The 23206-nt window shown below is 42.5% G+C and carries 24 protein-coding genes; 17 read left to right on the top strand and 7 right to left on the bottom strand.

Features of this window, described 5'->3' with window-relative positions:
• Positions 1 to 210: 210 nt before the first annotated feature.
• Together B4C48_RS03330 and parE are read left to right on the top strand one after the other, a co-directional pair.
• The gene (locus B4C48_RS03330) at positions 211 to 795 is read left to right on the top strand and encodes a YqiA/YcfP family alpha/beta fold hydrolase (protein ID WP_291354197.1); all 585 of its coding nucleotides are present in this window, start codon (positions 211 to 213) and stop codon (positions 793 to 795) included.
• A 14-nt stretch (positions 796 to 809) separates the two neighbouring features.
• Complete coding sequence (gene parE / locus B4C48_RS03325) at positions 810 to 2690, top strand: DNA topoisomerase IV subunit B (RefSeq protein WP_291354196.1); 1881 nt, start codon at positions 810 to 812, stop codon at positions 2688 to 2690.
• Positions 2691 to 2741: 51 nt separating this feature from the next.
• On the opposite strand, the gene B4C48_RS03320 is transcribed toward parE, so the two are convergent.
• Positions 2742 to 3248 carry a GNAT family N-acetyltransferase gene (locus B4C48_RS03320; protein WP_291354195.1) on the bottom strand — a complete coding sequence of 169 codons (507 nt, stop codon included), beginning with the start codon at positions 3246 to 3248 and terminating at the stop codon, positions 2742 to 2744.
• Positions 3249 to 3361: 113 nt separating this feature from the next.
• Positions 3362 to 4096, bottom strand: a complete 735-nt coding sequence (locus B4C48_RS03315; protein ID WP_291354194.1) for an outer membrane protein OmpK — start codon at positions 4094 to 4096, stop codon at positions 3362 to 3364.
• 489 nt (positions 4097 to 4585) lie between these two features.
• Between B4C48_RS03315 and B4C48_RS03310 the strand changes: the two genes are divergently transcribed.
• The 5 genes from B4C48_RS03310 (at position 4586) to B4C48_RS03290 (ending at position 9028) form a co-directional block, all read left to right on the top strand.
• A complete protein-coding gene (locus B4C48_RS03310; protein ID WP_291354193.1) occupies positions 4586 to 4963 on the top strand; it encodes an HPF/RaiA family ribosome-associated protein in 378 nt (125 codons plus the stop codon).
• A 176-nt stretch (positions 4964 to 5139) separates the two neighbouring features.
• Positions 5140 to 5682 (top strand): ankyrin repeat domain-containing protein, encoded by a 543-nt coding sequence (locus tag B4C48_RS03305; RefSeq protein ID WP_291354192.1) that lies wholly within the window; start codon positions 5140 to 5142, stop codon positions 5680 to 5682.
• Between the two features lie 15 nt (positions 5683 to 5697).
• The gene (locus B4C48_RS03300) at positions 5698 to 6468 is read left to right on the top strand and encodes a transporter (protein WP_291354191.1); all 771 of its coding nucleotides are present in this window, start codon (positions 5698 to 5700) and stop codon (positions 6466 to 6468) included.
• Between the two features lie 18 nt (positions 6469 to 6486).
• The gene (dsbD, locus tag B4C48_RS03295) at positions 6487 to 8325 is read left to right on the top strand and encodes a protein-disulfide reductase DsbD (protein WP_414631494.1); all 1839 of its coding nucleotides are present in this window, start codon (positions 6487 to 6489) and stop codon (positions 8323 to 8325) included.
• 4 nt (positions 8326 to 8329) lie between these two features.
• Positions 8330 to 9028 carry a glutathione S-transferase family protein gene (locus tag B4C48_RS03290; protein ID WP_291354190.1) on the top strand — a complete coding sequence of 233 codons (699 nt, stop codon included), beginning with the start codon at positions 8330 to 8332 and terminating at the stop codon, positions 9026 to 9028.
• Here the strand turns inward: B4C48_RS03290 and B4C48_RS03285 are convergent.
• Positions 9006 to 10205 (bottom strand): GGDEF domain-containing protein, encoded by a 1200-nt coding sequence (locus tag B4C48_RS03285; RefSeq protein ID WP_291354189.1) that lies wholly within the window; start codon positions 10203 to 10205, stop codon positions 9006 to 9008. The genes B4C48_RS03290 and B4C48_RS03285 overlap by 23 nt on opposite strands.
• Before the next feature lie 255 nt (positions 10206 to 10460).
• On the opposite strand from B4C48_RS03285, the gene B4C48_RS03280 reads away from it, so the two are divergent.
• Positions 10461 to 11027, top strand: a complete 567-nt coding sequence (locus B4C48_RS03280; protein ID WP_291354188.1) for an FMN-dependent NADH-azoreductase — start codon at positions 10461 to 10463, stop codon at positions 11025 to 11027.
• 83 nt (positions 11028 to 11110) lie between these two features.
• On the opposite strand, the gene B4C48_RS03275 is transcribed toward B4C48_RS03280, so the two are convergent.
• Complete coding sequence (locus B4C48_RS03275) at positions 11111 to 12022, bottom strand: alpha/beta hydrolase (protein WP_291354187.1); 912 nt, start codon at positions 12020 to 12022, stop codon at positions 11111 to 11113.
• 153 nt (positions 12023 to 12175) lie between these two features.
• Between B4C48_RS03275 and B4C48_RS03270 the strand changes: the two genes are divergently transcribed.
• Entirely contained in the window at positions 12176 to 12613 is a 438-nt protein-coding gene (locus B4C48_RS03270; protein WP_291354186.1) for a DUF2147 domain-containing protein, read from the top strand.
• 74 nt (positions 12614 to 12687) lie between these two features.
• On the opposite strand, the gene B4C48_RS03265 is transcribed toward B4C48_RS03270, so the two are convergent.
• Entirely contained in the window at positions 12688 to 13035 is a 348-nt protein-coding gene (locus B4C48_RS03265) for a Spx/MgsR family RNA polymerase-binding regulatory protein (protein ID WP_291354185.1), read from the bottom strand.
• A 468-nt stretch (positions 13036 to 13503) separates the two neighbouring features.
• Positions 13504 to 14322, bottom strand: coding sequence for an exodeoxyribonuclease III (locus B4C48_RS03260; protein WP_291354184.1), 819 nt, complete (start codon positions 14320 to 14322; stop codon positions 13504 to 13506).
• A gap of 40 nt (positions 14323 to 14362) precedes the next feature.
• On the opposite strand from B4C48_RS03260, the gene pyrE reads away from it, so the two are divergent.
• Positions 14363 to 15013, top strand: a complete 651-nt coding sequence (pyrE, locus tag B4C48_RS03255; protein ID WP_291354183.1) for an orotate phosphoribosyltransferase — start codon at positions 14363 to 14365, stop codon at positions 15011 to 15013.
• A 379-nt stretch (positions 15014 to 15392) separates the two neighbouring features.
• The gene (locus tag B4C48_RS03250) at positions 15393 to 15881 is read left to right on the top strand and encodes a hypothetical protein (RefSeq protein WP_291354182.1); all 489 of its coding nucleotides are present in this window, start codon (positions 15393 to 15395) and stop codon (positions 15879 to 15881) included.
• 2 nt (positions 15882 to 15883) lie between these two features.
• Here the strand turns inward: B4C48_RS03250 and B4C48_RS03245 are convergent, their stop codons facing one another.
• Positions 15884 to 16075, bottom strand: coding sequence for a DUF3565 domain-containing protein (locus B4C48_RS03245; protein ID WP_291354181.1), 192 nt, complete (start codon positions 16073 to 16075; stop codon positions 15884 to 15886).
• Positions 16076 to 16191: 116 nt separating this feature from the next.
• On the opposite strand from B4C48_RS03245, the gene gshB reads away from it, so the two are divergent.
• From gshB to ftsA, 6 genes are all read left to right on the top strand, one after another.
• Positions 16192 to 17136, top strand: a complete 945-nt coding sequence (gene gshB, locus B4C48_RS03240) for a glutathione synthase (RefSeq protein WP_291354180.1) — start codon at positions 16192 to 16194, stop codon at positions 17134 to 17136.
• Positions 17137 to 17458: 322 nt separating this feature from the next.
• The gene (murG, locus tag B4C48_RS03235; protein ID WP_291354179.1) at positions 17459 to 18556 is read left to right on the top strand and encodes an undecaprenyldiphospho-muramoylpentapeptide beta-N-acetylglucosaminyltransferase; all 1098 of its coding nucleotides are present in this window, start codon (positions 17459 to 17461) and stop codon (positions 18554 to 18556) included.
• 13 nt (positions 18557 to 18569) lie between these two features.
• Entirely contained in the window at positions 18570 to 20018 is a 1449-nt protein-coding gene (gene murC / locus B4C48_RS03230; protein WP_291354178.1) for a UDP-N-acetylmuramate--L-alanine ligase, read from the top strand.
• A gap of 56 nt (positions 20019 to 20074) precedes the next feature.
• Positions 20075 to 21004: a D-alanine--D-alanine ligase gene (locus tag B4C48_RS03225; protein ID WP_291354177.1), complete on the top strand. Its 930-nt coding sequence runs from the start codon at positions 20075 to 20077 to the stop codon at positions 21002 to 21004.
• Positions 21005 to 21007: 3 nt separating this feature from the next.
• Positions 21008 to 21862, top strand: a complete 855-nt coding sequence (locus B4C48_RS03220) for a cell division protein FtsQ/DivIB (protein WP_291354176.1) — start codon at positions 21008 to 21010, stop codon at positions 21860 to 21862.
• Positions 21863 to 21933: 71 nt separating this feature from the next.
• Positions 21934 to 23196 carry a cell division protein FtsA gene (gene ftsA / locus B4C48_RS03215; RefSeq protein ID WP_291354175.1) on the top strand — a complete coding sequence of 421 codons (1263 nt, stop codon included), beginning with the start codon at positions 21934 to 21936 and terminating at the stop codon, positions 23194 to 23196.
• Positions 23197 to 23206: the final 10 nt, after the last annotated feature.

Raw genomic sequence — 23206 nt, 5'->3', positions numbered from 1 at the left:
TTTATTTTTTCTTGGGATCACGGTATAAACTCTTAACTTTTCATTTTATATCGTTCGTCTCGAACAGCTTTTACAATAACGATGATTGAGCCTTGGGATTAATTTTTTTGTCTGACAATTCGGGGTTTATCTACATTAAAACAGACGGATAACCGAGATTGGTGTATAAAATGAATCGAGTTTAAATTTCACATTGATACAATAAAAACCATGAACATCATTTATTTACATGGGTTTCAAAGCAGTTCTTTATCGATAAAAGGACAGCAAATTAAAGACTACTGTCAGAAGTTAAGTAATGTTCAGGTGCATCTACCAGATCTTAACCTGTCTCCTGAGCAGACGTTGGCACATGTAGCTGACATGATTGAAAGCCTGGATCGGGTCGTGCTGGTCGGGAGCAGTCTGGGCGGCTTTTATGCGACACAATTAGTCGCAAAGTATGGCGTGCCGGCTGTTCTCATTAATCCCGCTATGCGACCATGGCAACTGTTTCGCGACTTATTTGGCGTCGAGCAGATTCCTTATGTAGTCAGTGATGAATGGACTTTAGATGAGAGCCATCTGGATCAGCTTGAGCAGATGGCGGTGCCATTTGTACACGATGCAGACAAAATTTTAGTGTTATTACAACAGGGCGATGAAGTTTTGGATTATCGTGAAGCACAGCGCTATTATAGCAATGCTCCGCATCAGTCCATGCTGATTACCGAAGCAAAAGGCAATCATGCGATGGAAAATTTCGCAGACAAAATACCGATGGCATTACAGTTTTTATCGGATTGTATAAATTAAGGAAACAGTACAACGTGTCTCAATATACGGCTCAATCACTTGAAGTTTTATCTGGTTTAGATCCGGTACGTCGTCGTCCGGGGATGTATACCGATACCACTCGTCCAAACCATTTGGCGCAAGAAGTCATTGATAATGCTGTGGATGAGGCGCTAGCAGGCCATGCCAATAAAATTACCGTCACGGTATATAAAGACGGTTCCCTGTCAGTTGAAGATAATGGCCGGGGTATGCCGGTGGATATCCATCCTGAATATGGTCAAAGCGGGATTGAAATTATCCTGACCAAACTGCATGCCGGCGGTAAGTTCAGTACCGATAACTACCAGTTCTCTGGTGGTTTGCATGGCGTGGGCATTTCAGTGGTCAATGCGCTTTCCACTCGGGTAGAAGTGGAAGTACAGCGTCAGGGCAACCTGTATAAAATGGCCTTTGAACGGGGCGAGCCAGTGGCACCGCTTGAAGTGCTGCAAGGTAAGGCACCGAAACGTGCAACAGGCACCACGGTACATTTCTGGCCGGAAGCCAAATATTTTGATTCACCGAAGTTTGCTTTAAAAGCCTTAAAACATAATTTAAAAGCCAAAGCCGTGTTAGCGGCAGGCTTGCAGATCAACTATGTTGATCAAATTAATGATGAAAAGATCACTTGGCAGTTTGAAAATGGTCTGGTCGACTATTTAATGGATGAGCTGGAAGACCGGGAAATCATTCCAAACCCTGCTTTTGTGGCCACTGGCGAAGCTGAACGTGCTAGTGCCGAATTTGCCATTTGCTGGAATGCCGAAGGTGGCGAACAAATCCAAGAAAGCTATGTCAACCTGATTCCAACCGCGCAAGGCGGTACCCACGTCAATGGTTTACGTTCAGGGGTCACCGATGCAATGCGTGAGTTCTGTGAGCTGCGTAATTTGTTGCCGCGTAATCTGAAACTGTCTGCCGAAGATGTCTGGGATGGGGTGAACTACATTCTGTCGTTAAAATTCCAGGAACCACAATTTTCCGGTCAAACCAAAGAGCGTCTGTCGAGCCGTGAAGCATCCAGCATTGTGCTGAATATTGCCAAAGATGCTTTCGCGCTGTGGCTGAATCAGAATTCAGACATTGCCATGCAACTGGCTGAACTGGCGATTGCCAAGGCGGGTCGCCGTTTAAAAGCAGCGAAAAAAGTTGAACGTAAGAAGATTGTTTCCGGGCCTGCATTACCAGGTAAACTGGCAGACTGTGTAGGACATACGCTGGAAGAATCGGAGCTTTTCATTGTAGAAGGGGATTCTGCGGGTGGGTCAGCCAAACAGGCACGGGACAAAAATTTCCAGGCCATCATGCCAATTCGCGGAAAAATCTTGAATACTTGGGAAGTGTCTTCCGATGAAGTTTTGGGTTCTCAGGAAGTGCATGACATCGCCATTGCCATTGGGGTTGATCCGGGCAGTGATGACCTGTCAGAACTTCGTTACGGTAAAATCTGTATTCTGGCCGATGCCGATTCGGATGGTTTGCATATCGCGACCCTGCTCTGTGCCCTGTTTGTGAAACATTTTCCAACCATGGTGGAAGAGGGGCATTTGTTTGTAGCGATGCCGCCATTATTCCGGATTGATGATGCTAAAGATGTGCACTATGCGCTGGATGAGGACGAGCTGGAAAGCATCCTGAAAAAATGTAAAAGCAAAAATCCGCAAATCACCCGATTCAAAGGCTTGGGTGAAATGAACGCCAGTCAGTTACGGGAAACCACGATGGACCCAAATACCCGTCGTTTGGTACAGCTGGATCTGGACGATGCGCATTTTACTGCAGGCCTATTGGATAAATTACTTGCGAAAAAGCGTTCATCTGACCGTAAGCACTGGTTAGAACAGAAAGGTAATCTGGCTGATCTGGCGGTTTAATTTTCTGGTTTAATCAGTATTTATTTAAAAGCTCACGAATGTGGGCTTTTTTTATGGATTTAAATTAAGTTGCATCAACACCAGATCACGCCACTGTCCGAATTTCTGCCCAACTTCAGGCATATAACCGGTTTGTTTAAAGCCTAATTTTTCATGTAATGCGATAGAAGCAGAATTTTCTGCGTCAATCGCAGCCACCATGACATGAATATGATTGTGCTGTGCATGATCCATCAGTTTCAGCATTAAGGCTTTACCCAAACTTTGCCCGATAAAGTCCGGATGAATAAAGACCGAATGTTCAACCGTGTGTTTAAAACCGGTAATTTGACGAAATGAAGAATAATCGGCGTAGCCTGCAATTTGTTTAGATTCGGGATGTTCAGCGACAAATAAAGGAAACTGTTGAGCTATGAGAGTGTTAAACCAATTCAGAAAATCTTCTAACGATTTTTCCTGGTCATTCCAGGTCGCCGTGCCAGTTAAAATTTCAGCATTATAAATTTTCAGGATTTGTTCTAAATCTTGTCTTTGAGCGGGACGAATGAGAAAACCCATGAGTATATGCCGAACGAATAAATAGATGATGGATTTTAGAAATAAACCTGATTTTCAGCAATAAAAAAAGCAAGACCAAAGCCGTGCTTTTTTCAACGTTCAAAACGCGGTGCTTAGAAGTGGTATTTAACCAAAGCACTTACGTTATTTTCATTGGCATCTGCAATACCGAATTTGTTGTTCCATACTGAATGCTCAATACCCAAGTATAAGCGGGTATCTGGAGAAATGTGTTTACCCGCATTCCATTTCCACTGTGTGGTCCAGTTCAGTTCGCTTGCATGAGCAACTGTATCTTTTTCAGCAGTAGACCAGTCAAGGAAACCGTCAACAAGGAAGTCTTCAGAGCCTAATTTAAATGGCACACCATAAGTGAGTGTCATTTGATAGTCATCTTTTTGAAGTTCATTATTGGCACGATAGAAATTTACACTCGCATATTGAAAATATGGAATATCTAGATCGAAGCCAACGCCGTATAAGAAGTTGTCAAAGTTGTTGAAATCGTCACTGTTTGCTTCCCATGTGGTTGAAATCAACACATCTTTCACTGGACCAAACGCAAGTTTTTGACCGGTGACTTCACCCAGGCTTAAACGAGGTGATAATTCAAAATAAGTTGATTTGTTGTCATCACCACCGCGCATGCGGTCAGCAAAGAAGAATACATCTGCATATTTTACTTTGGCTGCATATTCAACAGTCATAGTAGTTTGCTGATCATCTACAACTTCATAGTTTTCACCATAAAGACCAGTCACGCTGAAGTCTTGCCAGATTGGCGCAGCTTGAGTAAGTGCAGCAGTTGAAGCCAATGCACATGTAGCAAAAATTTGTGTAAGTTTCATTAAAAGATATCTCCCCCGAGAAGCACACAAAGCATACAGATTCTTTGGCAAAAATAAAGCCAAAATTGATCAATAATTCAAACTAATGTAATTCTCTAAGATAGCTTTTAAGTCAAAATTACACTACAGCTTTGATACTTAAAAAAACATGCTTATAAAAAACATAAAATAATTTTAATGAGCAGTTCTGCTCAATAAAAAATAATATGAGATTTATCAAGTAACTTAGTAAATAAAGTTAAATCACATTATTTTTATATGGATATTAAAAAATATCAAAATACTACTTGCATAAGCTTCACCTAGCCCCTTATATTCAAAGCATAAGGATACGATTCTGCAGACTCAAAAGTGTTCATCGTTCAATGTGGAGGAATTCGTTCCAAGCTAATTTGAAGATGTTTCGCGCTGTTTTTTTACAGTAAGTTTAAACGTGCCAAGATAAAAAAGTTTTGCACAAAAGATGTTAATAGAAGAGGATGAAATTATATGAACATTGAAATCCGTACAGATAAAAACATTCAAAATAGTGAACGTTTAATTACTTATGTTCGTGCAGAACTGAATGCAGAATTCCAGCGTTATAGTGAACGTATTACTCATTTTTCGGTTCATTTTAGTGATGAAAATGGTGCCAAAGGTGGTGCAGATGATATTCACTGCATGATCGAAGCACGCCCGTCAGGGTTGAAGCCTGTGGTGGTGAATCATCATGGTTTTAATATCGATACTGCCATCCATGGAGCCATTGACCGCTTAAAACGCAGTTTGGAACATTTATTTGAAAAAATAAATGACCCTCGTGCTGCGGTGCCGGCCCTTGCTGAAGATACAGAAACAGCTGATGTGGATGAAGTCAATCATTAAGCAAAATTTTGCTTAAATGAATAAAAAAGCTCTTCGGAGCTTTTTTTATTGGCTTTTGGTTCGCTGTTCGGGATAAGAAAAAATGAATAAAAAATATACTCCTTATACATTTAGCTAAAACAAATGCCAGTTTATTCGGCATAATAGTCAAAAAATGATTGAAGAGTATTTTCTCCATGTTAACAGCGCAACAACAAGTCTTTGTACAGGCAATAGAAGAGCTGGATCTTGCTCAGGTACAACGTCTTTTGGCAGAAGGTCTCGATCCTAATTTTATTGATCTGGAAAAAGGCCCGGCTATTTCTGTCTGGTCAGATGGTTTGTTTCACTGGTGGGAACAGATTTGCGAAGCCTATGAGGCGGGTTCGCCTTTATCTGAACAGCAAAAGCAGCAGAATTTGGCGGTTCATCTTGAAATTCTAGAGGCTCTTATTCAAGCCAAGGTGAATTTACATTTATGGGATGCCGAAGAACTGTATGGTCCATTATGGGATGCGGCCAGTTCTGCCTGTGTGCCTGCAGTAAAACGTTTACTGGATGAAAAAGTGGATCCCAATACCAAAGATGAAGATGGCCAGACCATTTTATCTTCGATTAGTGATTTATTCTTTGATTGTGATTTTGACGAAATCAATTGGTCAGAAGCATTGGCTGAAGAAAAGCAAACTTTAGAATTACTCCGTAGTCATGGGGCTAAAATGACTAAAGAATTAACATAATCAGTGAGACAACTCATGTCAGTCGTAAAAACAGTAAATTTTATTTTTGCAGCGGGTTTCAGTATCAATGGGATGGCTGCCGATTTTTCTTTTGACCGTCCGGGTGCGGGTATAGGCACGGGTATTACACCTGTCGGTCAGCTGGCATGGGAACAAGGCTTACCAAGTTTAAGCTATTTAGAAAGCAGAGATGAAAACGGGATTAAAGTTAAAAACACCACTTTAAATGCCGACATGTTGTTGCGTACCGGTTTGGCTCAAGACCTGGAATTGCAATTAGGTTGGCAAGGTCCATCCTGGTCAAAAACCAAAACAGCAGGCCGGTCTGTTGAAGAAGACGGTTTGGGTGATGTCAGCATTGGGGTGAAAAAAGCCATTAATCTGGATGATGAAAAGCTTTCTATGGCCATTTTGGCTGAAGCAATTCTTGCGACCGGTAATGATGAGTTCAGTAATCAAGATGATATCTATAGTCTGACTTCGGCTGTGGCTTATGATTATAGTGATCTCATTCGTACTGCTATAACCATGCGTTATGAAGCGCAAAACAGCAATTGGGCTGTGACTGCGATCCCGACCATTGAATATAAAATTACCGACAAATGGTCCGGTTTTTCTGAACTGGTCTATCGCAAAGCGGAAAGTCAGCACTATGAATATGCACTGGGTTCCGGACTTATTTATGCGCTGAACGAGCGCATGCAAATGGATGCCAGTATCGGTGTGGACTTAAATGGCCGAGATAAAAGCTATCAATCAGGTTTGGGTGTTTCCTTCCTATTCTAATTAAAAAAATAAACTGATATGAAAAAGCATTTTCCAGACCTTGGTTTGTGGTTGCATTCTGCTCTAAGCGGATTGATGTGTAGTGTGGTTTTATTGTGTTCCATGACACTACAGGCACAGGAGCAACTGCTTGCAGCCGAGGATGCTTTTTCTTTTAGTGTTGAATCCGGCAGCACCCATGAAGCTCAATTGAGCTGGAAAATTCCAGATCGCTATTATTTATATCAGCATAAATTTGAAGTCCGGCAAGGGGGGCAAAAGCTGGCGTTAAAATTGCCGCCAGCGACCGATTTGCATGATGAAAATTATGGACATACTCAGGTCTATTTTCACAATGTCCAATTCACTGTTCCGACCGAAGCCTCCAGAACTTATCAGGTAACCTGGCAGGGCTGTGCCCAGGACCGGATTTGTTATCCACCGCAAACCATTGAGTTCCAGACCGATATTGATGGCTTGGTGCTGTTGCAAAATCAGGCCAAAGCAAGCAAGCGTCTACTTGATCTTTCCACCTCTTCAAACAGTTCTATCAGCGGCCAAACAACTTTGAATGCTGAACAGAATAGTATCCAGCCGAACAATCAGCCCGTCACATGGGATACTGCACAAGATCAAATGTGGTCGGCAAAACTGGCTGAAAATTCTTTGCTTTATAGTTTATTGCTGTTTTTCGGTTTAGGCATATTACTGGCCTTTACCCCATGTTCCTTGCCGATGCTGCCCATTTTGACCTCACTGATTGTGCGTGACAGTAAAGGGCTGAAAGCCTGGATGATTGCCCTAGTGTTTGTTTGCAGTATGGCCATGGTCTATGCGGTTTTAGGCTTAATCGCTTCATCTGCCGGTTTGAACTTTCAGCGCTGGCTACAGCAGCCTTCCACCCTGATTGCTTTTAGTGCCTTATTCGTTTTATTTGCCCTGAATTTATTTGGCTTATTTGAAATTAAATTGCCGCAAGCTTTGGTCAACCGCCTGGATCAGGTCCAGTCCCTACAAAAAGGCGGCAGCCTGATTGGCGCGGCTATCATGGGCATGATCTCGGCACTGCTGGTGGGTCCCTGCATGACCGCTCCACTGGCCGGGGCACTGCTATTTATCTCGCAAAGCCAAAGTCAGTGGCAGGGGGCAATCTTACTGTTCACATTGGGTTTTGGCATGGGAACGCCCTTGCTACTGGCCAGTGTATTAGGTTCCAAGGCGCTGCCTAAAGCAGGGCTATGGATGCACCAGATTAAGGTACTGTTTGCCTTTATCATGTTGGCCCTGGCACTGTATTTCATTCGCCCGCTCATTTCTGAGGCCTGGTTGCAATGGGCCGGCTTGGGTTTAGGCATCTGTTTTATTGCTTATATTGTCTTTCGCATTCGGCAACAGACGCCGCTTCGGGCCTTATATGTACTGGTCTTGCTCGTGGCGGTTCCCTATTTGGCCTATACTCAATATCAGCACAGCCAGCGGTTTTTTGTCGGGCAGAGCAGCACTCAGGCCACTTGGCATGTGGCAAAAACAGCGGATGAATTTCAACAGCTCTTGAATAGTGTGCCATCCAATCAGGCAATTGTTATTGATGTCTATGCAGACTGGTGTGTGGCCTGTCAGCCAATTGAACATCGGGTATTAAAATCAGCTCAAGTACAACAAACCCTTGCGCCGTATTTTCTGATTAAACTGGATTTAAGTGACTATGATACAACGCATCAGGCCTTATTGAATCAGTGGGATATTTTAGGGCCGCCCACCTATTTATTCTTAGATACGACGCAACAGGAAATTCGTGGTTTACGTCTAACCGGTGCTTTTAACGAGACTGAATTACTGAAACAGCTCGATCTGTTTCAACAGCAGCTAGGACCATAATGTGATGTATCAGCTCTATATTGCTAATAAAAATTATTCCAGCTGGTCAATGCGCCCCTGGTTAGTGCTCACGGCATTTCATTTGCCGTTTGAAGAAATCATGATTCCTTTTCCTGTAGAACGCAACACTGGCACATTCAAGCAGGATGTATTGGCCATTAACCCTAATGGTAAAGTTCCGGTATTGATCGATCATGACTTGATGTTAGGGGATTCACTGGCGATTTGTGAATATCTGGCCGAACAGCACCCAGATCAGCATTTATGGCCGCAAGATGTGAAACAGCGGGCACGGGCGCGTTGTATTACGGCGGAAATGCACAGTGGATTTGCCAGTTTGCGCAATGCCTGTGGCATGAATATTCGTGCCCATTTAGCTGAGGTAGGCAAACGCTTGTGGCAGGATAATGCGGAGCTTCGTCAGGATGTGGCGCGAATTGAACAGATCTGGTCAGAACGTCCCGATATGAACGGTTTTCTATGTGGTGAATTTTCCATTGCCGATGCATTTTATGCTCCGGTTGTAACCCGGCTCATGACCTATGCCTTACCTGTCAGTGAATCTACACAACAATATATGCAGACCATGCTGCGGCATCCGGCTATGAAACTGTGGATTGAAGCTGCCTTGAAAGAAGACGGCTGGGTAAATTATTTAGAGTCGTATCAAAGCAGCCGCTTTAGCAGGGTTTGGGTTCAGTAAACAACTCTTCCTGATAGCATTTGACCTGATTGCGCCCGCAGGCTTTGGCAACATACAGTGCCTTGTCTGCCTGGCTGAGCAATTGTTGTGGATTTACTGAGTGGCTGGATAGCGCAATACCAAAACTTGCAGTGATTGAAATGATTTCTCCCACATCACTATATAGAGCAACTTGTTGAATCGCCTGGCGGCAACGTTCCGCAATACTTTGTGCCTGTTCCAAAGAAGACTGATTCAGAATCAGGATAAATTCTTCCCCACCAAAGCGACCGACTACATCACTATCACGAATCATGTGAGACAGGATTTGGCTAACCTGAATCAGGGCTTCATCGCCTTTATCGTGCCCGTAATGGTCATTAATACGCTTAAAATGATCCAGATCAATTAACACCAGCGCATAAGACTGACTTGGTTTACGTTCCAGTTTTTCCAGGCAGTAATTGATACTGCGCCGGTTAAGCGCATTGGTTAACGGATCTACCTGACTTAAATGCTGAATCAGTTTTTCCCGGTGACGCCACTGGCTGAGTAAAATTTCAAATAAAATGAGGCAGGTAATTAAAATAGGGATGATGAAATACATCATCGTGAGAACCCAAAACATATTTTGGTAGGGCATGGTGTGTAGGTAAAATAGCGGTCCGTAGCTGATTTGACCTTGTACACTTAAATAGCCACAGACCAATAAAAATAATGTGGCTGGGATAAGGGCGCAATAAACGATTTTACGGCTAAATAGCACTAAGCCTACAGTGAGCAAGCACATATACGTGATCATGGTGGCCGGACTAAGTACACCGACTACATAACCATCACGACAGAGTGAAATAACTAAAATGCCTACAGATATATAGGGTAGGTATTGCTGTACCCAGGCTTTTTTACGCCATACCGAACATGGGTAAATCAACCCAATAAAGATGGCCAACATCAGGATATTCATTTCTAGCTGTAGTTTGAGCAAGGGTAAATTGACCCAAGGCCAGACTTCAGGTGATAAAAGTACGAATACTTTCCAGATAATCCAGATCAGATGCACCGAACTTCCTAAAATCAGCATCAAAATGCATTTATTCAGGACACTCCAGTTCATTACGCCCCCATCTTCTAACAGGTATTTCGCAATTTTTTCTTTGAACGTGAAGGAGGTATTCGGTGAAAAGATTGGCTTCATTCGATAGATGTAATCCTTGGTTCTTTGAATTCTGAATTAATGTGAGTGAAGTAGATTTATTTTAATAATTCACAACATAGCACGTTTTTTTGCACATAGTAATGACTATATTTTGTACTTTTGGGTAAAAAGTAATGAGCTTATAGTATGGTTGTTTTAAAAATGGAACGGTGTGTCATATATAGGCATATTATTCTATTTTTTGTGGTCGATTAAAATGCCTGCATTGAATAAATAAAGATGAAGGTAACAGGCATGAAAGTTTTACATATCGATTCCAGTATTTTAGGTGATGCCTCTGTTTCACGTCAGTTGAGTCAGGCAATTGTCACTCAATTGCAAGCCAAGCATGCAGATGCAACCGTAGAATATCTGGATTTGGCAAAACAGACTATTCCACATTTAACCGCTGAAATTTTGATGGGGCAAGATGCTGAACAGGCAGCCTTAGGTGAAAAAATTATTCAGCAGTATCTGGATGCCGATGTGGTTGTGGTCGGTGCAGCGATGTATAACTTTGGCTTGCCTTCTACTTTAAAAGCCTGGATTGACCGTATTAGTGTGGCGGGTAAAACCTTTAAATATACTGAAAATGGCCCTGTTGGTTTGGCTGGCGAGAAAAAAGCTTATATCGCCAGCAGTCGTGGCGGTGTATATGGTGAAAATAGCCCGGCAGATTTTCAGGAAGGTTTTTTGAAAACTGTATTTAACTTCACCGGTGTGAGTGATGTCGAAATTATTCGTGCAGAAGGCGTGAATATGGGTGCAGAGTCAAAAGATCAGGCGATTGCCAGCGCTTTAGCTCAGGTACAAAGCCTATAATTTAAAATCATGCACGCTATGATTTCACTCAGGTCAGCTTCGGCTGACCTTTTTTATGGAATATAGCTCATCACTAGATAAATTTAGGTTTGATCCAGTGCATGGGCAAACTCGGCCAGATCTGCCATGGCCTGTTTGGCTTCATCAAACCAGGCATAGAACATCTGAAAATTGTGCCACATGCCGGTATAGAGTTTAAAGGTCACTTCTACATTGGCCTGTTCGGCTTTTTCCTTAAAACGCTGTGCATCATCCAGTAAAATTTCTTTTGATCCTACTTGTACCAGCGTCGGAGGTAATCCGGTTAAATCTGCAAACAGGGGAGAAATAGAGGGATGTGACTTATCCATAGATTTCGGGACGTAATAATCAATCCCTGTTTCTAAGGTTTCAATCGACAATAAGGCATCATGTTGCTGGTTATAGCGTAAGGATTCACTGGTCAGGGTTAAATCTAAAAACGGTGACAACAGCATCAACCCACTAACCTGAGGCAGCTGTTCATCACGAATTTTAAGCGCCAAGGCCAAAGCCAGGTTGGCACCGCAGGAGTCGCCAGACAAAATGATGTCCTTGGCCTGTATGCCCTGAACCAGCAGAGTACTGTAGATATCAAAAAGTGCATCCAGCGCTTCAGGAAAAGGCTGTTCTGGCGCCAGAGGATAATCAACGTGCAGCGCTTGCATTTGGGTACGTGCCACCATATCAGAGACAAATGCCCGATGGGTCTTTAAAGATCCTAAAAAGAATGCACCGCCGTGAATATGTAAAATCAGCTGTGTGGCCTCATTCTGAGGTTTGATTTCTTCGGCACGTAAACCGGCAAGACGGATTGGACGAATATTCACGTCCTTGTTCTGTGGAAATAACCGACACATTTGTTCTATCGCAAAACGTGCTGAATTCGGGGGTAAATTAAATTGGCTCGGCAGACGAATCGAGGTTTTCAAAAATCTTTCTGTAATTAATTGTTTCCATAGCGGACTTATCTTCATGTTTTTTCCATCTTGTTCTATCTTTTGGAGATGACTGGATATTTACCAATTCAAGTTACAAGATTACACTAAACGGTCACACGGAAAAATTGCAAATATGTTGTGAATTTTTAATACTAAGGCCGTCTACACTAGACTAGGAAACGAAAAAAAATGAAAAAAATTGCTCTTGCATTAGGATTGCTCGGATTAACAGCTTTGGCGAATGCTGCTGATCCTTTAAATGGAACTGTTTGGAAAACGATTGACGATAAAACAAAACAACCGAAAGCAATCGTAAAATTTACTGAACAAAAAAATGGCACATTGTCTGCGAGTATTCAAAAAGTTTTGACACCGGGCGAAGAACAGGCGTGTAAAAAATGTGAAGGTCCATACCATAATAAATCTCTAAAAGGTTTAAAGATCGTGCATGGTCTTAAAAATGTGGGCGGCACAAATTATGATGAAGGCACCATTCTTGACCCTTCTTCAGGCAAAACTTACAAGTTAAAGGGTGAAATCGCGAATGGCGGTAAAACGCTAGAATTACGCGGCTTTATTGGCGTATCAGTGTTAGGTCGTAACCAAACCTGGATTCGTGCAAACTAAGTTTGCTGAGCCAAATGGATTAAACAAAAAAGCCTGACATTCTCAGGCTTTTTAATATTGCTGGGACAGAAGGTTTACTTTAATGCCCCATATGCTTCTTCATCAAAGCCCACAATATAACCTGAAGCGGTTTCAAGCACTGGACGTTTGATTAAGCTGTTCTGGTGAGTGAGCGCTGCAATAAGATTGTCTTCACTGGCCAAAGCCGTTTGTTGTTCCGCTTCGCTGAGTTTGCGCCAAGTGGTGCCTTTTTTATTAAGAATAACGTCCTGACCTTTGGCATCCAGCCAGGTTTTTACCGTTTCAGCAGCAATGCCATGTTTCTTGTAATCGTGAAACTCATAGGCAAGGCCGAGTTCATTCAGCAAGTCAAAGGCCTTTTTCATTGAATTACAGTTTTTGATGCCATAAATCTTAAGCATAAGTCAATTAATCCGTTTTCTATTGTTCAATAGCGTAGCGAAAATCGCCTGCAAGCTCTAGAGTGAATTAAAAGTATTAAAATTAAGAAATAGATTTAGCTGTCATCAAACTGACATTGAGATTTGCCAATATAGTGGCATAGAGAAAAATAACTTAGTTTTTGATTGGTGTGGTGGCTATAAAAAATTGTATAGCTCAAATAGAGAAAACCCGCATTTAATCATCCTGATCATGCGGGTCTCATTTCAACGTCCATTGTCACATCCTTGCAAAATAAGCTACCGAAGTGGTTTATTTTGTTTCATCCTACGGCGTCCTATCCTTTTGCTGTCTTCCTGACATATCCCTGTGCCGTGTGAGTATAATGCGCTTAAAACAGTTGTATAAAAATACACAAACGCGTCAAGTGGTGTAGGATTTTAGAGGGTGTTAAGTGAACAGTTGTTCACTCAACATGAGGTTATTGTTTAGATTTTATAATCAATAATGACCGGTGCGTGATCGCTAAACCAGTTGTCCTTATATACCCAAGCATTGACTGTGCGTGCTTTCCAGTCCGGTGAGCAGGCCTGATAATCAATGCGCCAACCGACGTTTTTGGCACGGGCTTGGCCTCGGTTTGACCACCATGAATAAAGTTCGGCTTCTTTACGTACTTCACGGAAAGTATCGACATAACCCAAATCATCATAAATATGATCTAGCCAGGCACGTTCGTGTGGTAAACAACCGGAAGATTTTTGGTTACCTGTCCAGTTTTTAATATCAATGCGTTTATGCACAATGTTGTAATCACCACAGACAATGATCGATTTATCTTCATCACGCCATTGTTTTAGAATGTCTTGGTATTGATCTAAAAAGTGATCTTTACGTGCTTGCGCTTCCTCACCCGATGAACCTGAAGGTAAATACAGTGAACAGATATGAACAGGTTTTTCCAAACCTAGATCGAATTCAGCGCTAATAAAACGGCCTTGCGAATCTGCCAGTTCGAAACCCAAGCCATCTTTGACCGAAACAAAAGGCAGGCGGCTATAAATGGCGGTACCGGCATAGCCTGCACGTTCTGCCGGAAACAGATGTGTGTACCAGCCTTCAGGTCTAAATTTTTCAGTCCACTGCGCATGGGTGATCCGGCTTTCCTGCATGCAAATGACATCGGCATCTGACTGTTCCATCCATTCCAGCAAACCTTTGGTCACTGATGAACGCAAGCCATTTACGTTAATTGAAACGACTCTTAGAATTTTTTGATCACTTGGATAGCTACTCTTTGGTATCATGCGCAAGTCTTACCTCTATTTATGAATTTTGGAGCACCTCATGACGTCGCAAGCGACTTTTAACCCTCAAGCTTTTATCGAACTTGCATTATCACGTGGTGTGCTTAAATTTGGTGAGTTTACTTTAAAATCGGGTCGTGTGAGTCCTTATTTTTTTAATGCAGGTTTGCTCAATGACGGCGAAGCCTTGACTGGCTTGGCGTCAGGCTATGCTGCAAAATTAACTGAATGTGACAACGTTGAAGTGATTTTTGGCCCTGCATATAAAGGTATTCCCTTTGTTGCGGCAACTGCTGTTGCACTTTCACAAAATCATGGCGTGAGTGTGCCTTGGGGCTTTAACCGTAAAGAAGCCAAAGATCACGGTGAAGGTGGGGTATTGGTTGGTGCTTCTGTTGAAGGCAAAAAAGTCTGGATTATTGATGATGTGATCACTGCGGGTACTGCCATTCGTGAAGTGGTGACCATTCTTAAAAATGCCGGTGCACAAATTGCCGGTGTATTGGTTGCGCTTGATCGTCAGGAAAAAGGTCAAGGTGAATTGTCTGCGATTCAGGAAGTGCAAAAAGAATTAGAAATTCCTGTGCATGCATTGATTACCATGAAAGATTTAATGGATTTCCTGGATGCGAAAGGTGACAAAGACGCTTTAGCGAAAATGGAAGCATATCGTGTGAAATACGGTATCTAATACTTAATACAAACTATTGATTTTTAATAAAGCTCTATCCATGATAGGGCTTTATTTTTTTCTAAAAATTAAAATGCATCTAGACTGGAATTTATTAGTAGCTAGTTTTTCAGCTATTGCAGCAAGTATCGCATCGATAGCAACATTCTTAGGTTGAAAAGAAAATAGGGAACTTCGCAAAGCTCAAACAGACCCTTTTGTTGATGTAAAGCTAGAAACCATAGACTATCACATTAGTCTTTTACGGCTAAAATTAACGAATACTGGTAGAGGTGGAGCTTTTAATCTTAAGATTCATTTGAAGCCACATCCATCATTAAATAATGAATCTACAAATATAGCTCGGCGTATAATAAATATATTCAATAGCTCTAAGTTTATGATGGACGGAGTTAATTATTTAGCGCCTTTAGATTACAAAAATACTAGATATTTGAATTTTTATAGAGGTGATCACGATGGAATAACAAGTGATGATTTTTTTAAGACAATTATAATTGCACGAGTAGAATTTACGGATCTGAACGGTAAAAAATTTATTCGTGAATATGAAATAGATGCATCTGAGTATAAGGATACTTATAAACTAGGGAAACCTTTTGAAGAGTCTGTACCTCAAGTATTGGAGAAAATGCAGAAAGATATAGGTGATATTAATCAAAATCTTAAAAAACAGTATTCATTAGTAGAAAGAAAATTTAATGATCAAAAAAATGAATGGGATGAATTTGAACTACAGAGAAGATTACATGAGATAAAATTTATAAAAGAGCGTGATCAAAGGCTAGGTAGAATAAACAGAGTATATAAATATAAAAAAAATGATAAGAAATTCTCTATCCAACAACTGAGAAAGCAAAATAAATGAAATCAAATTATTTCATCACATTTCTTGCATTCCAACATCACACCTAATTTTTCTTTGCGTCCTTCTTCAGTGATTACCCAAGGGCGGTTTTGCCAAGGCGGGTTATGCCGTACATGCTGGGTATGCCCACAAGCGAGGTCTGCGACCCAATGATTTTCTTCATCTAAATGAAATCCAATAATGGCTTGTTGCATAAAGTATTCCTGTGAGCTTTCCAAGTATTCGATACAAGCTTTACTAAAATTGAGAAAAAAGAAAGATTAAACTCCGCTATACTTTTCTCAATTTAAAAATACATGAGCAGATCGATATGCGCGTACTTGTTGTGATGGATCCCATCGAAAATGTAAACCTGAAAAAAGATTCCTCTATGGCAATGCTGTGGGCAGCGTCGCGCCGTGGACATGAGTTAGGTTATGCATTACAGCAAGATTTATATATCGATCAAGGTAAAGCCTTCGGTTTGATTTCACCTCTGAAAGTGTTTGAAGACTATAACCATTATTATGAATTGGGCGAAAAGAAAAAAGAATCCATTGCTGCGTATGACGTGGTGTTAATGCGTAAAGACCCTCCGTTCGATATGAACTTTGTCTATACCACCTATATCCTGGAACAGGCAGAGCGTGAAGGGGCATGGATTATCAACAAGCCGCAAAGCCTGCGTGACTGTAATGAAAAACTGTTTGCTACCCAGTTCCCTGAGCTTCAGGTACCAACCTTGGTGACTTCACAAGACAGCTTGATTCGCGAGTTTCTGAAAGAACATGTCGATGTAATTGTCAAACCACTGGATGGTATGGGCGGTACCGGTATTTTCCGTTTATATCAAGATGGCATCAATATTGGATCAACCATTGAAATGTTGACCAATAATGGCACGCGACCAATTATGGCACAGCGTTATATCCCGGAAATTGTAGAGGGGGATAAACGTATCTTGATGATTAATGGTGAACCTGTCCCTTACTGTCTGGCACGTATTCCACAAAATGGCGAAGTACGTGGCAACCTGGCAGCAGGTGGCTTGGGGCAAGCTCGTCCTTTAAGTGAAAATGATAAAGCCATTGCTGCAAAAGTAGGTCCTTACTTACGTGAAAAAGGCCTGATTTTTGTGGGTCTGGATGTGATAGGCAATTACGTAACTGAAATTAATGTTACCAGTCCAACCTGTATCCGTGAAATTGATGACCAGTTTGGAACATCAATTGCTGATGATTTATTTAATGTTCTGGAAGCAGGTTTAACGGCCTAAGTCTTATTTTTATAAAACAGAGCTTCAGAATTGGAGCTCTTTTTTCTTATTTTATTGGTTTTTTAGGTGGCTTTTATTAGCGGTAAACAGGCTGAAATTTATTGGCTAATGAAAAAAAACAGGTCGCAAAACTGCATAAAAAATGCATATTTTTGCTCGATTATTAATAAAACTAGTTTAAACTTTAAAATCAGAAGAAAAAAACAATGAAACGCATGTTGAAAAAAAGTAAATAACCTTTCACGGTTATGCGTTTGTGATTACAATTGTTGGCTTAAAATCAAATTTCGTTATCCCTATTTTAGAATTGAAGAATTAGACTGTGACCCAAGCAACGCAAACAAAGCCGAAACATGTGATGATGATGGCTGCCGGAACTGGCGGGCATGTTTTTCCAGCACTTGCTGTTGCCAAGGAATTACAGCAGCAAGGGATTGAAGTGTCTTGGCTGGCCACGCCAACAGGCATGGAAAACCGCTTATTAAAAAATCACGATATTCCAATTTACCAGATTGATATTCAAGGTGTGCGTGGAAACGGTGCTATACGTAAGTTATTGGCACCGTTTAAAATTTTAAAAGCCACCTTAAGCGCGATGCGCTATATGAAACAGCTTAAAGTCGATGCTGTGGCCGGTTTTGGCGGTTATGTGGCGGGTCCTGGCGGTTTGGCGGCTCGTGCCTTGGGTATTCCCGTGATTATTCACGAGCAAAATGCCATTGCTGGTTTTACTAACACACAGTTGTCACGTATTGCTAAAAAAGTGTGTCAGGCATTTCCCCATACTTTTGCTGAAAGTGCAAAAATTGTGACCACAGGCAATCCGGTTCGTAAAGAAATTACCGAAATTTTAAGTCCGTCCTGGCGTTATCAAGAACGTGAAAAAGCGGGTTTGCCGCTACGTATATTGATTGTAGGCGGTTCACTCGGTGCGCAAGCATTGAATGAGCGTGTTCCCGAAGCTTTAAAACAGCTGAATGTACCGTTGAATGTGTATCATCAATGTGGTCAAAATCATGCCGATGCAACCCAAGCGCGCTATGCAGATAAACCGGCGTCCTTAGAGGTTGAAGTACAGCCTTTTATTGAAGATATGGCCAAAGCCTATTCTGATGCAGACTTGATTATTTGTCGTGCCGGTGCTTTAACCGTCACTGAAATTGCAACCGCAGGGGTGGCAGCGGTTTTTGTACCATTGCCAAGTGCAGTCGATGATCACCAGACGGCGAATGCCAAATTTTTAGCTAATAGTGGTGCTGCAAAAATTTGTCCACAAAGCACCTTAACACCAGACAGTTTAAAAGAACTTTTAGCCCCGTTGATGAATCGCCAATTGTTGTCTGAAATGGCAGTCAAGGCACGTCAACAGGCTCAACCAGATGCAACCCGACACGTGGTTCGTTTAATTCAAGAATTGTAAATTAGAGTTATATATGTCTCCATCTACTCCTGCTGATCAAGCAAAAAAATTAATCAAAGTGCCTGAAATGCGCCGTATCAAACACATTCATTTTGTGGGAATCGGCGGTGCAGGGATGTGTGGCATCGCAGAAGTATTGAAGAACCAAGGTTATCAAGTGTCTGGTTCAGACATCAAAGCGTCTAAAACGACTGCGCAACTCGAAGAAAATGGCATCAAGGTTTATATCGGCCATGCGGCAGAAAATATTAAAGATGCCAATGTACTGGTGGTTTCAACCGCGATTGATCCGGAAAATCCGGAAATCAAGACTGCCATCGAAAGCCGTATTCCAGTGGTTCGCCGTGCAGAAATGCTGGGTGAGTTGATGCGTTACCGTCATGGTATTGCCGTTGCCGGTACGCATGGTAAAACCACCACGACAAGTTTGGTGACTTGTATGCTGGCAGAAGAAAATCTTGATCCCACCTATGTGATTGGTGGCTTGCTGAACCGTACCGGCGTGAATGCTGCACTTGGTGCGAGCCGTTACATCGTGGCAGAAGCAGATGAATCAGATGCATCATTCCTGCACTTGCAGCCTATGGCCACCATTGTGACCAACATCGATGCGGATCATATGGATACGTATGGCGGTAGCTTTGATGTCCTGAAAGATACTTTTGTCCAGTTCCTGCAAAAACTTCCATTCTACGGCTTGGCTGTGGTCTGTGGTGATGATGCCAACATCCGTGAAATTATGCCGCGTATTGGCCGTCCACTTTTAACCTACGGTTTTAATGAAGACAATGACATCCGTGCTGTCGATGTGGATCAGGACGGTATGCGCACTCACTTTACCGTGCTGCGTAAAAACCGTGAACCGCTTCGTGTGACCGTAAACCAGCCGGGTCTGCACAATGTATTGAATGCCTTGGCAGCAATTGGTATTGCAACCGATGAAGGCGTTTCTGATGGCGCGATTTGCCGTGCATTAGAAGGCTTTAGCGGTGTAGGTCGTCGCTTCCAGGTACAAGGTGAATTTGAGGTTGACGGTGGCAACGTGAAACTGGTTGATGACTATGGTCACCATCCTAAGGAAGTTGAAGCGACCATTAAAGCTGCGCGTCAAAGTCATCCAGACCGTCGTCTGGTGATGATGTTCCAGCCGCACCGCTTTAGCCGTACCCGCGACTGTTTTGATGACTTCGTCGATGTATTGTCACAAGTGGACCAATTGTTATTGCTAGAAGTGTATCCTGCAGGCGAAAAACCGATTGTTGGGGCAGATAGCCGTAGCCTGGCGCGTAGCATCCGTTTACGCGGCGATGTCGAGCCGATTTTGATTGATCCTGTAGAAGGCAATTTACAAAATGCGGTGCAAAAAGTATTGCAAGCAAATGACTTGTTATTAACGCAAGGCGCAGGTAATGTGGGTGCTATCTCGATTGAGCTTGCACAAAATAAATTGTATTTAAAATAATCACTTTTTGTGATTTTGAATGTGATCGTTCAGTTATAAAGTTTAAGGATATAAACGTGGCAAATGCTTCAAAATTCGGCAAAGTTGCCGTATTGCTTGGTGGGAAATCAGCTGAGCGCGAGGTTTCTCTAGATAGTGGTAAAGCTGTGCTTGAAGCATTGGTACGCTCGGGGGTGAATGCCGAAGCTTTTGACCCGCAAGAGCGTAGTGTGACTGAACTGGTCAACTATGACCGTGCCTTTATTGTGTTGCATGGTCGCGGTGGTGAAGATGGTCAAATTCAAGGCACATTGGAATGGTTGAATCTGCCTTATACCGGTACCGGTGTGCAAGGTTCGGCTATTGGTATGGACAAGGTGAAAACCAAGCAGGTATGGCAAGGTTCAGAACTGCCAACCGCACCTTACCGTATTGTGACCAAAGATTCCGATCTTGATCCGATTGTGGAGAGCATTGGTCTGCCATTCATTATTAAACCGGTACATGAAGGCTCAAGTATTGGCATGAGCAAAGTTGAACGTAAAGAAGACTTTGCCGCTGCGATTGCCAAAGCGACTGAACACGATGCTGTGGTGATGGCAGAAAAATGGATTACCGGTCGTGAATTTACCATTGTGATTTTAAATGGTGAGGCTTTGCCGATCATTCGTCTGGAACCGCCAAAAGACGTGGCATTCTACGATTATGAAGCCAAATACAACCGCAATGATGTGCAGTACGGTATTCCTTGTGGTTTAACTGAAGAAGAAGAAAAGCGTCTGCAAGCTTTATGTTTACGTGCTTTCCAGGCCGTAGGTGCAAGCGGTTGGGGTCGTATTGATGCCATGCAGGATGAACAGGGTAACTTCTGGTTATTGGAAGTAAATACTGTTCCAGGCATGACAAGTCATTCTCTAGTACCAAAAGCTGCCCAAGCTGTTGGTTATAGTTTTGATGAATTGTGTGTGGCTATTTTAGAACAAACTTTAACGGCTGCGGCTCACTAAACTATGGCTCAACTCCCTGCTTCAATGCGTCGTAAACGAGCAGCAATTACCTCCATCCATGATAAGCCACCTACACGTAAGGAAAAGCTTACGAATCTGGGTGGCTGGCTATTGATGCTGGTAGCACTTGCCGTATTGGCTGTGGGAGTATATGGTCTGTATGGTGTCATGACGGATGCTCAGGTGGCCAAACTGAGTGTGATAGGTACACGTTCAGAGGCTGAAAATCGCCAGGTCATGACCCATGTTGCACCCAAGGTGACAGAAAATTATTTTACCTCTGATCTGGAACAAATCCGGGATCAGGCTTTAGAGTTGTCTTGGGTCGATCGCGTGGTGGTCTCACGTGCATGGCCGAATTCAATTCGTGTGCGAGTGATGCCTCGTCATGCCATTGCCCGCTGGGGAACCGGACGGCTGTTGAGTGACAGTGGCGATATTTTTGCAGAAGTGGTGCCACAAAATAACCAGAAATTACCTTTGCTGCATGGTCCCGCTTCTCAGTCAAAAATGATGATGCGTCGCTACAATGAAATTAATCAGTTATTCCTGCCGGTCAACATTCGTTTAAAAGAATTATATTTAACAGAACGTATGACCTGGTTCATGCAGTTTGATTCAGGTTTGCGCATTATTGTCGATCAGGATCAAACCATGGGTAAACTTCAACGCTTGAGTCATCTGGCACAAAGTGATTTAAAACCGGTTTGGGCTAAAATTTCGTCAGTGGATTTGCGTTATAGAAATGGATTGGCCATACAATGGAAGAATGCAGCACCCCAAAATATTGTAAATGGTCATTTTGTTGTAACGATTGATGACACAAGCATTGCAGATGCAAGAATGGTAAAGCCATAATTGGGCGGCTTTATATAAAATAGAGGCTTAAGGCCATAAATTAACTAAACACGTAATGGTAGTAGTAGATAATGAATGAAGCTGTTCCCTCGGTTGTTGCGATTGACATTGGGACACACAAAGTTTCAGTTTTGATTGGTAAGGTACATGCGCCAGACAATATCCAAGTGATTGGAATGGCAACCGCTCGTAACCGAGGCATGAATAAAGGGAAAATTGTAAGTCTCGACAAGGTCATCACGGCAATTAAAAATGCCGTACAAGAAGCAGAAGATATGGCTGAATGTCGGGTGCATTCCGCTTGGGTTTCAATCCCAAGCGCAGAATTAAAAAGCTTTTATGCCTCAGGCCGTACACCGATTGAAAATAGCGACCACACAATTACAACAAGCGAAGTGGTTCGTGCGCTCGAGTTGGCCAAAGCCAGTCATTTGACGTCAGACCATTATCTGGTGAGTGCTGTACCTTTAGGTTTTGAATTGGACGATTCTGCGGAATGGGTGCAAAATCCGATTCGCATGTCTGCACATAGCATGGTGGGGCATTATCAGCTCATGATGTTGCCAATCAGTACCATGCAGAATCTGGATCGTGCCCTGAAAGGGGCCAATATTGGCGTTGAGAAAATGGTGGTTTCCTGTTTGGCGACTGCCGAAGCCAGTTTGTTGAAAGATGAAAAAGAATATGGTGTATGCTTGGTCGATATTGGTGCCGGTACTACCAATATTGCTGTCTATCTAGATGGTCGCCTGGCATTGACGCATACTTTGCAGCGCGGTGGTGAACATGTTACCCGTGATATTGCTGCGGTATTGCAAACCACAACTGAAGAAGCTGAACGGCTGAAGTTGTTATATGGCTGTGTTGACCTGAAAGTGGTCAAACCTGACCATATGATTCAATTCCAGGGGATTGATGGTCCACAAACCATCAGCCGTATTGAACTGGCAGAAATCATTATTGCGCGTTATGAAGAAATTCTGACCCAGGTTCATCAAGAGTTACAGCGTAATGGCGCCATCCATGGTTTGTATCATGGCGTAGTTCTGACCGGTGATGCCAGTCAAATTGAAGGCATGGTGAATTTGGCACGTCATATGTTGGGTGTATCAGCGCATTTAGGTAATCCGCCAGTACAGGTACATGCTGATGAACAGAATCAGGCGGCTTTACGTCGTTCACAATATACGACTGCTGCCGGTTTGTTGATGTTTAGCCAAAGTGATACGCAAGATACGATTGTAGAAACGACAGATCCCGAAAAACTGACGGTTTTCAAGCGGGTTGGTCGGGCATGGTCAGCATTAAACAATCAGTTAAAATCGATATTTTAAGTGAAATTTA

Origin of the sequence: Acinetobacter sp. UBA3106, from assembly GCA_002365595.1 — a bacterium.
Classification (GTDB): Bacteria; Pseudomonadota; Gammaproteobacteria; order Pseudomonadales; family Moraxellaceae; genus Acinetobacter.
This window is presented reverse-complemented; position numbering and strand designations above follow the sequence as displayed.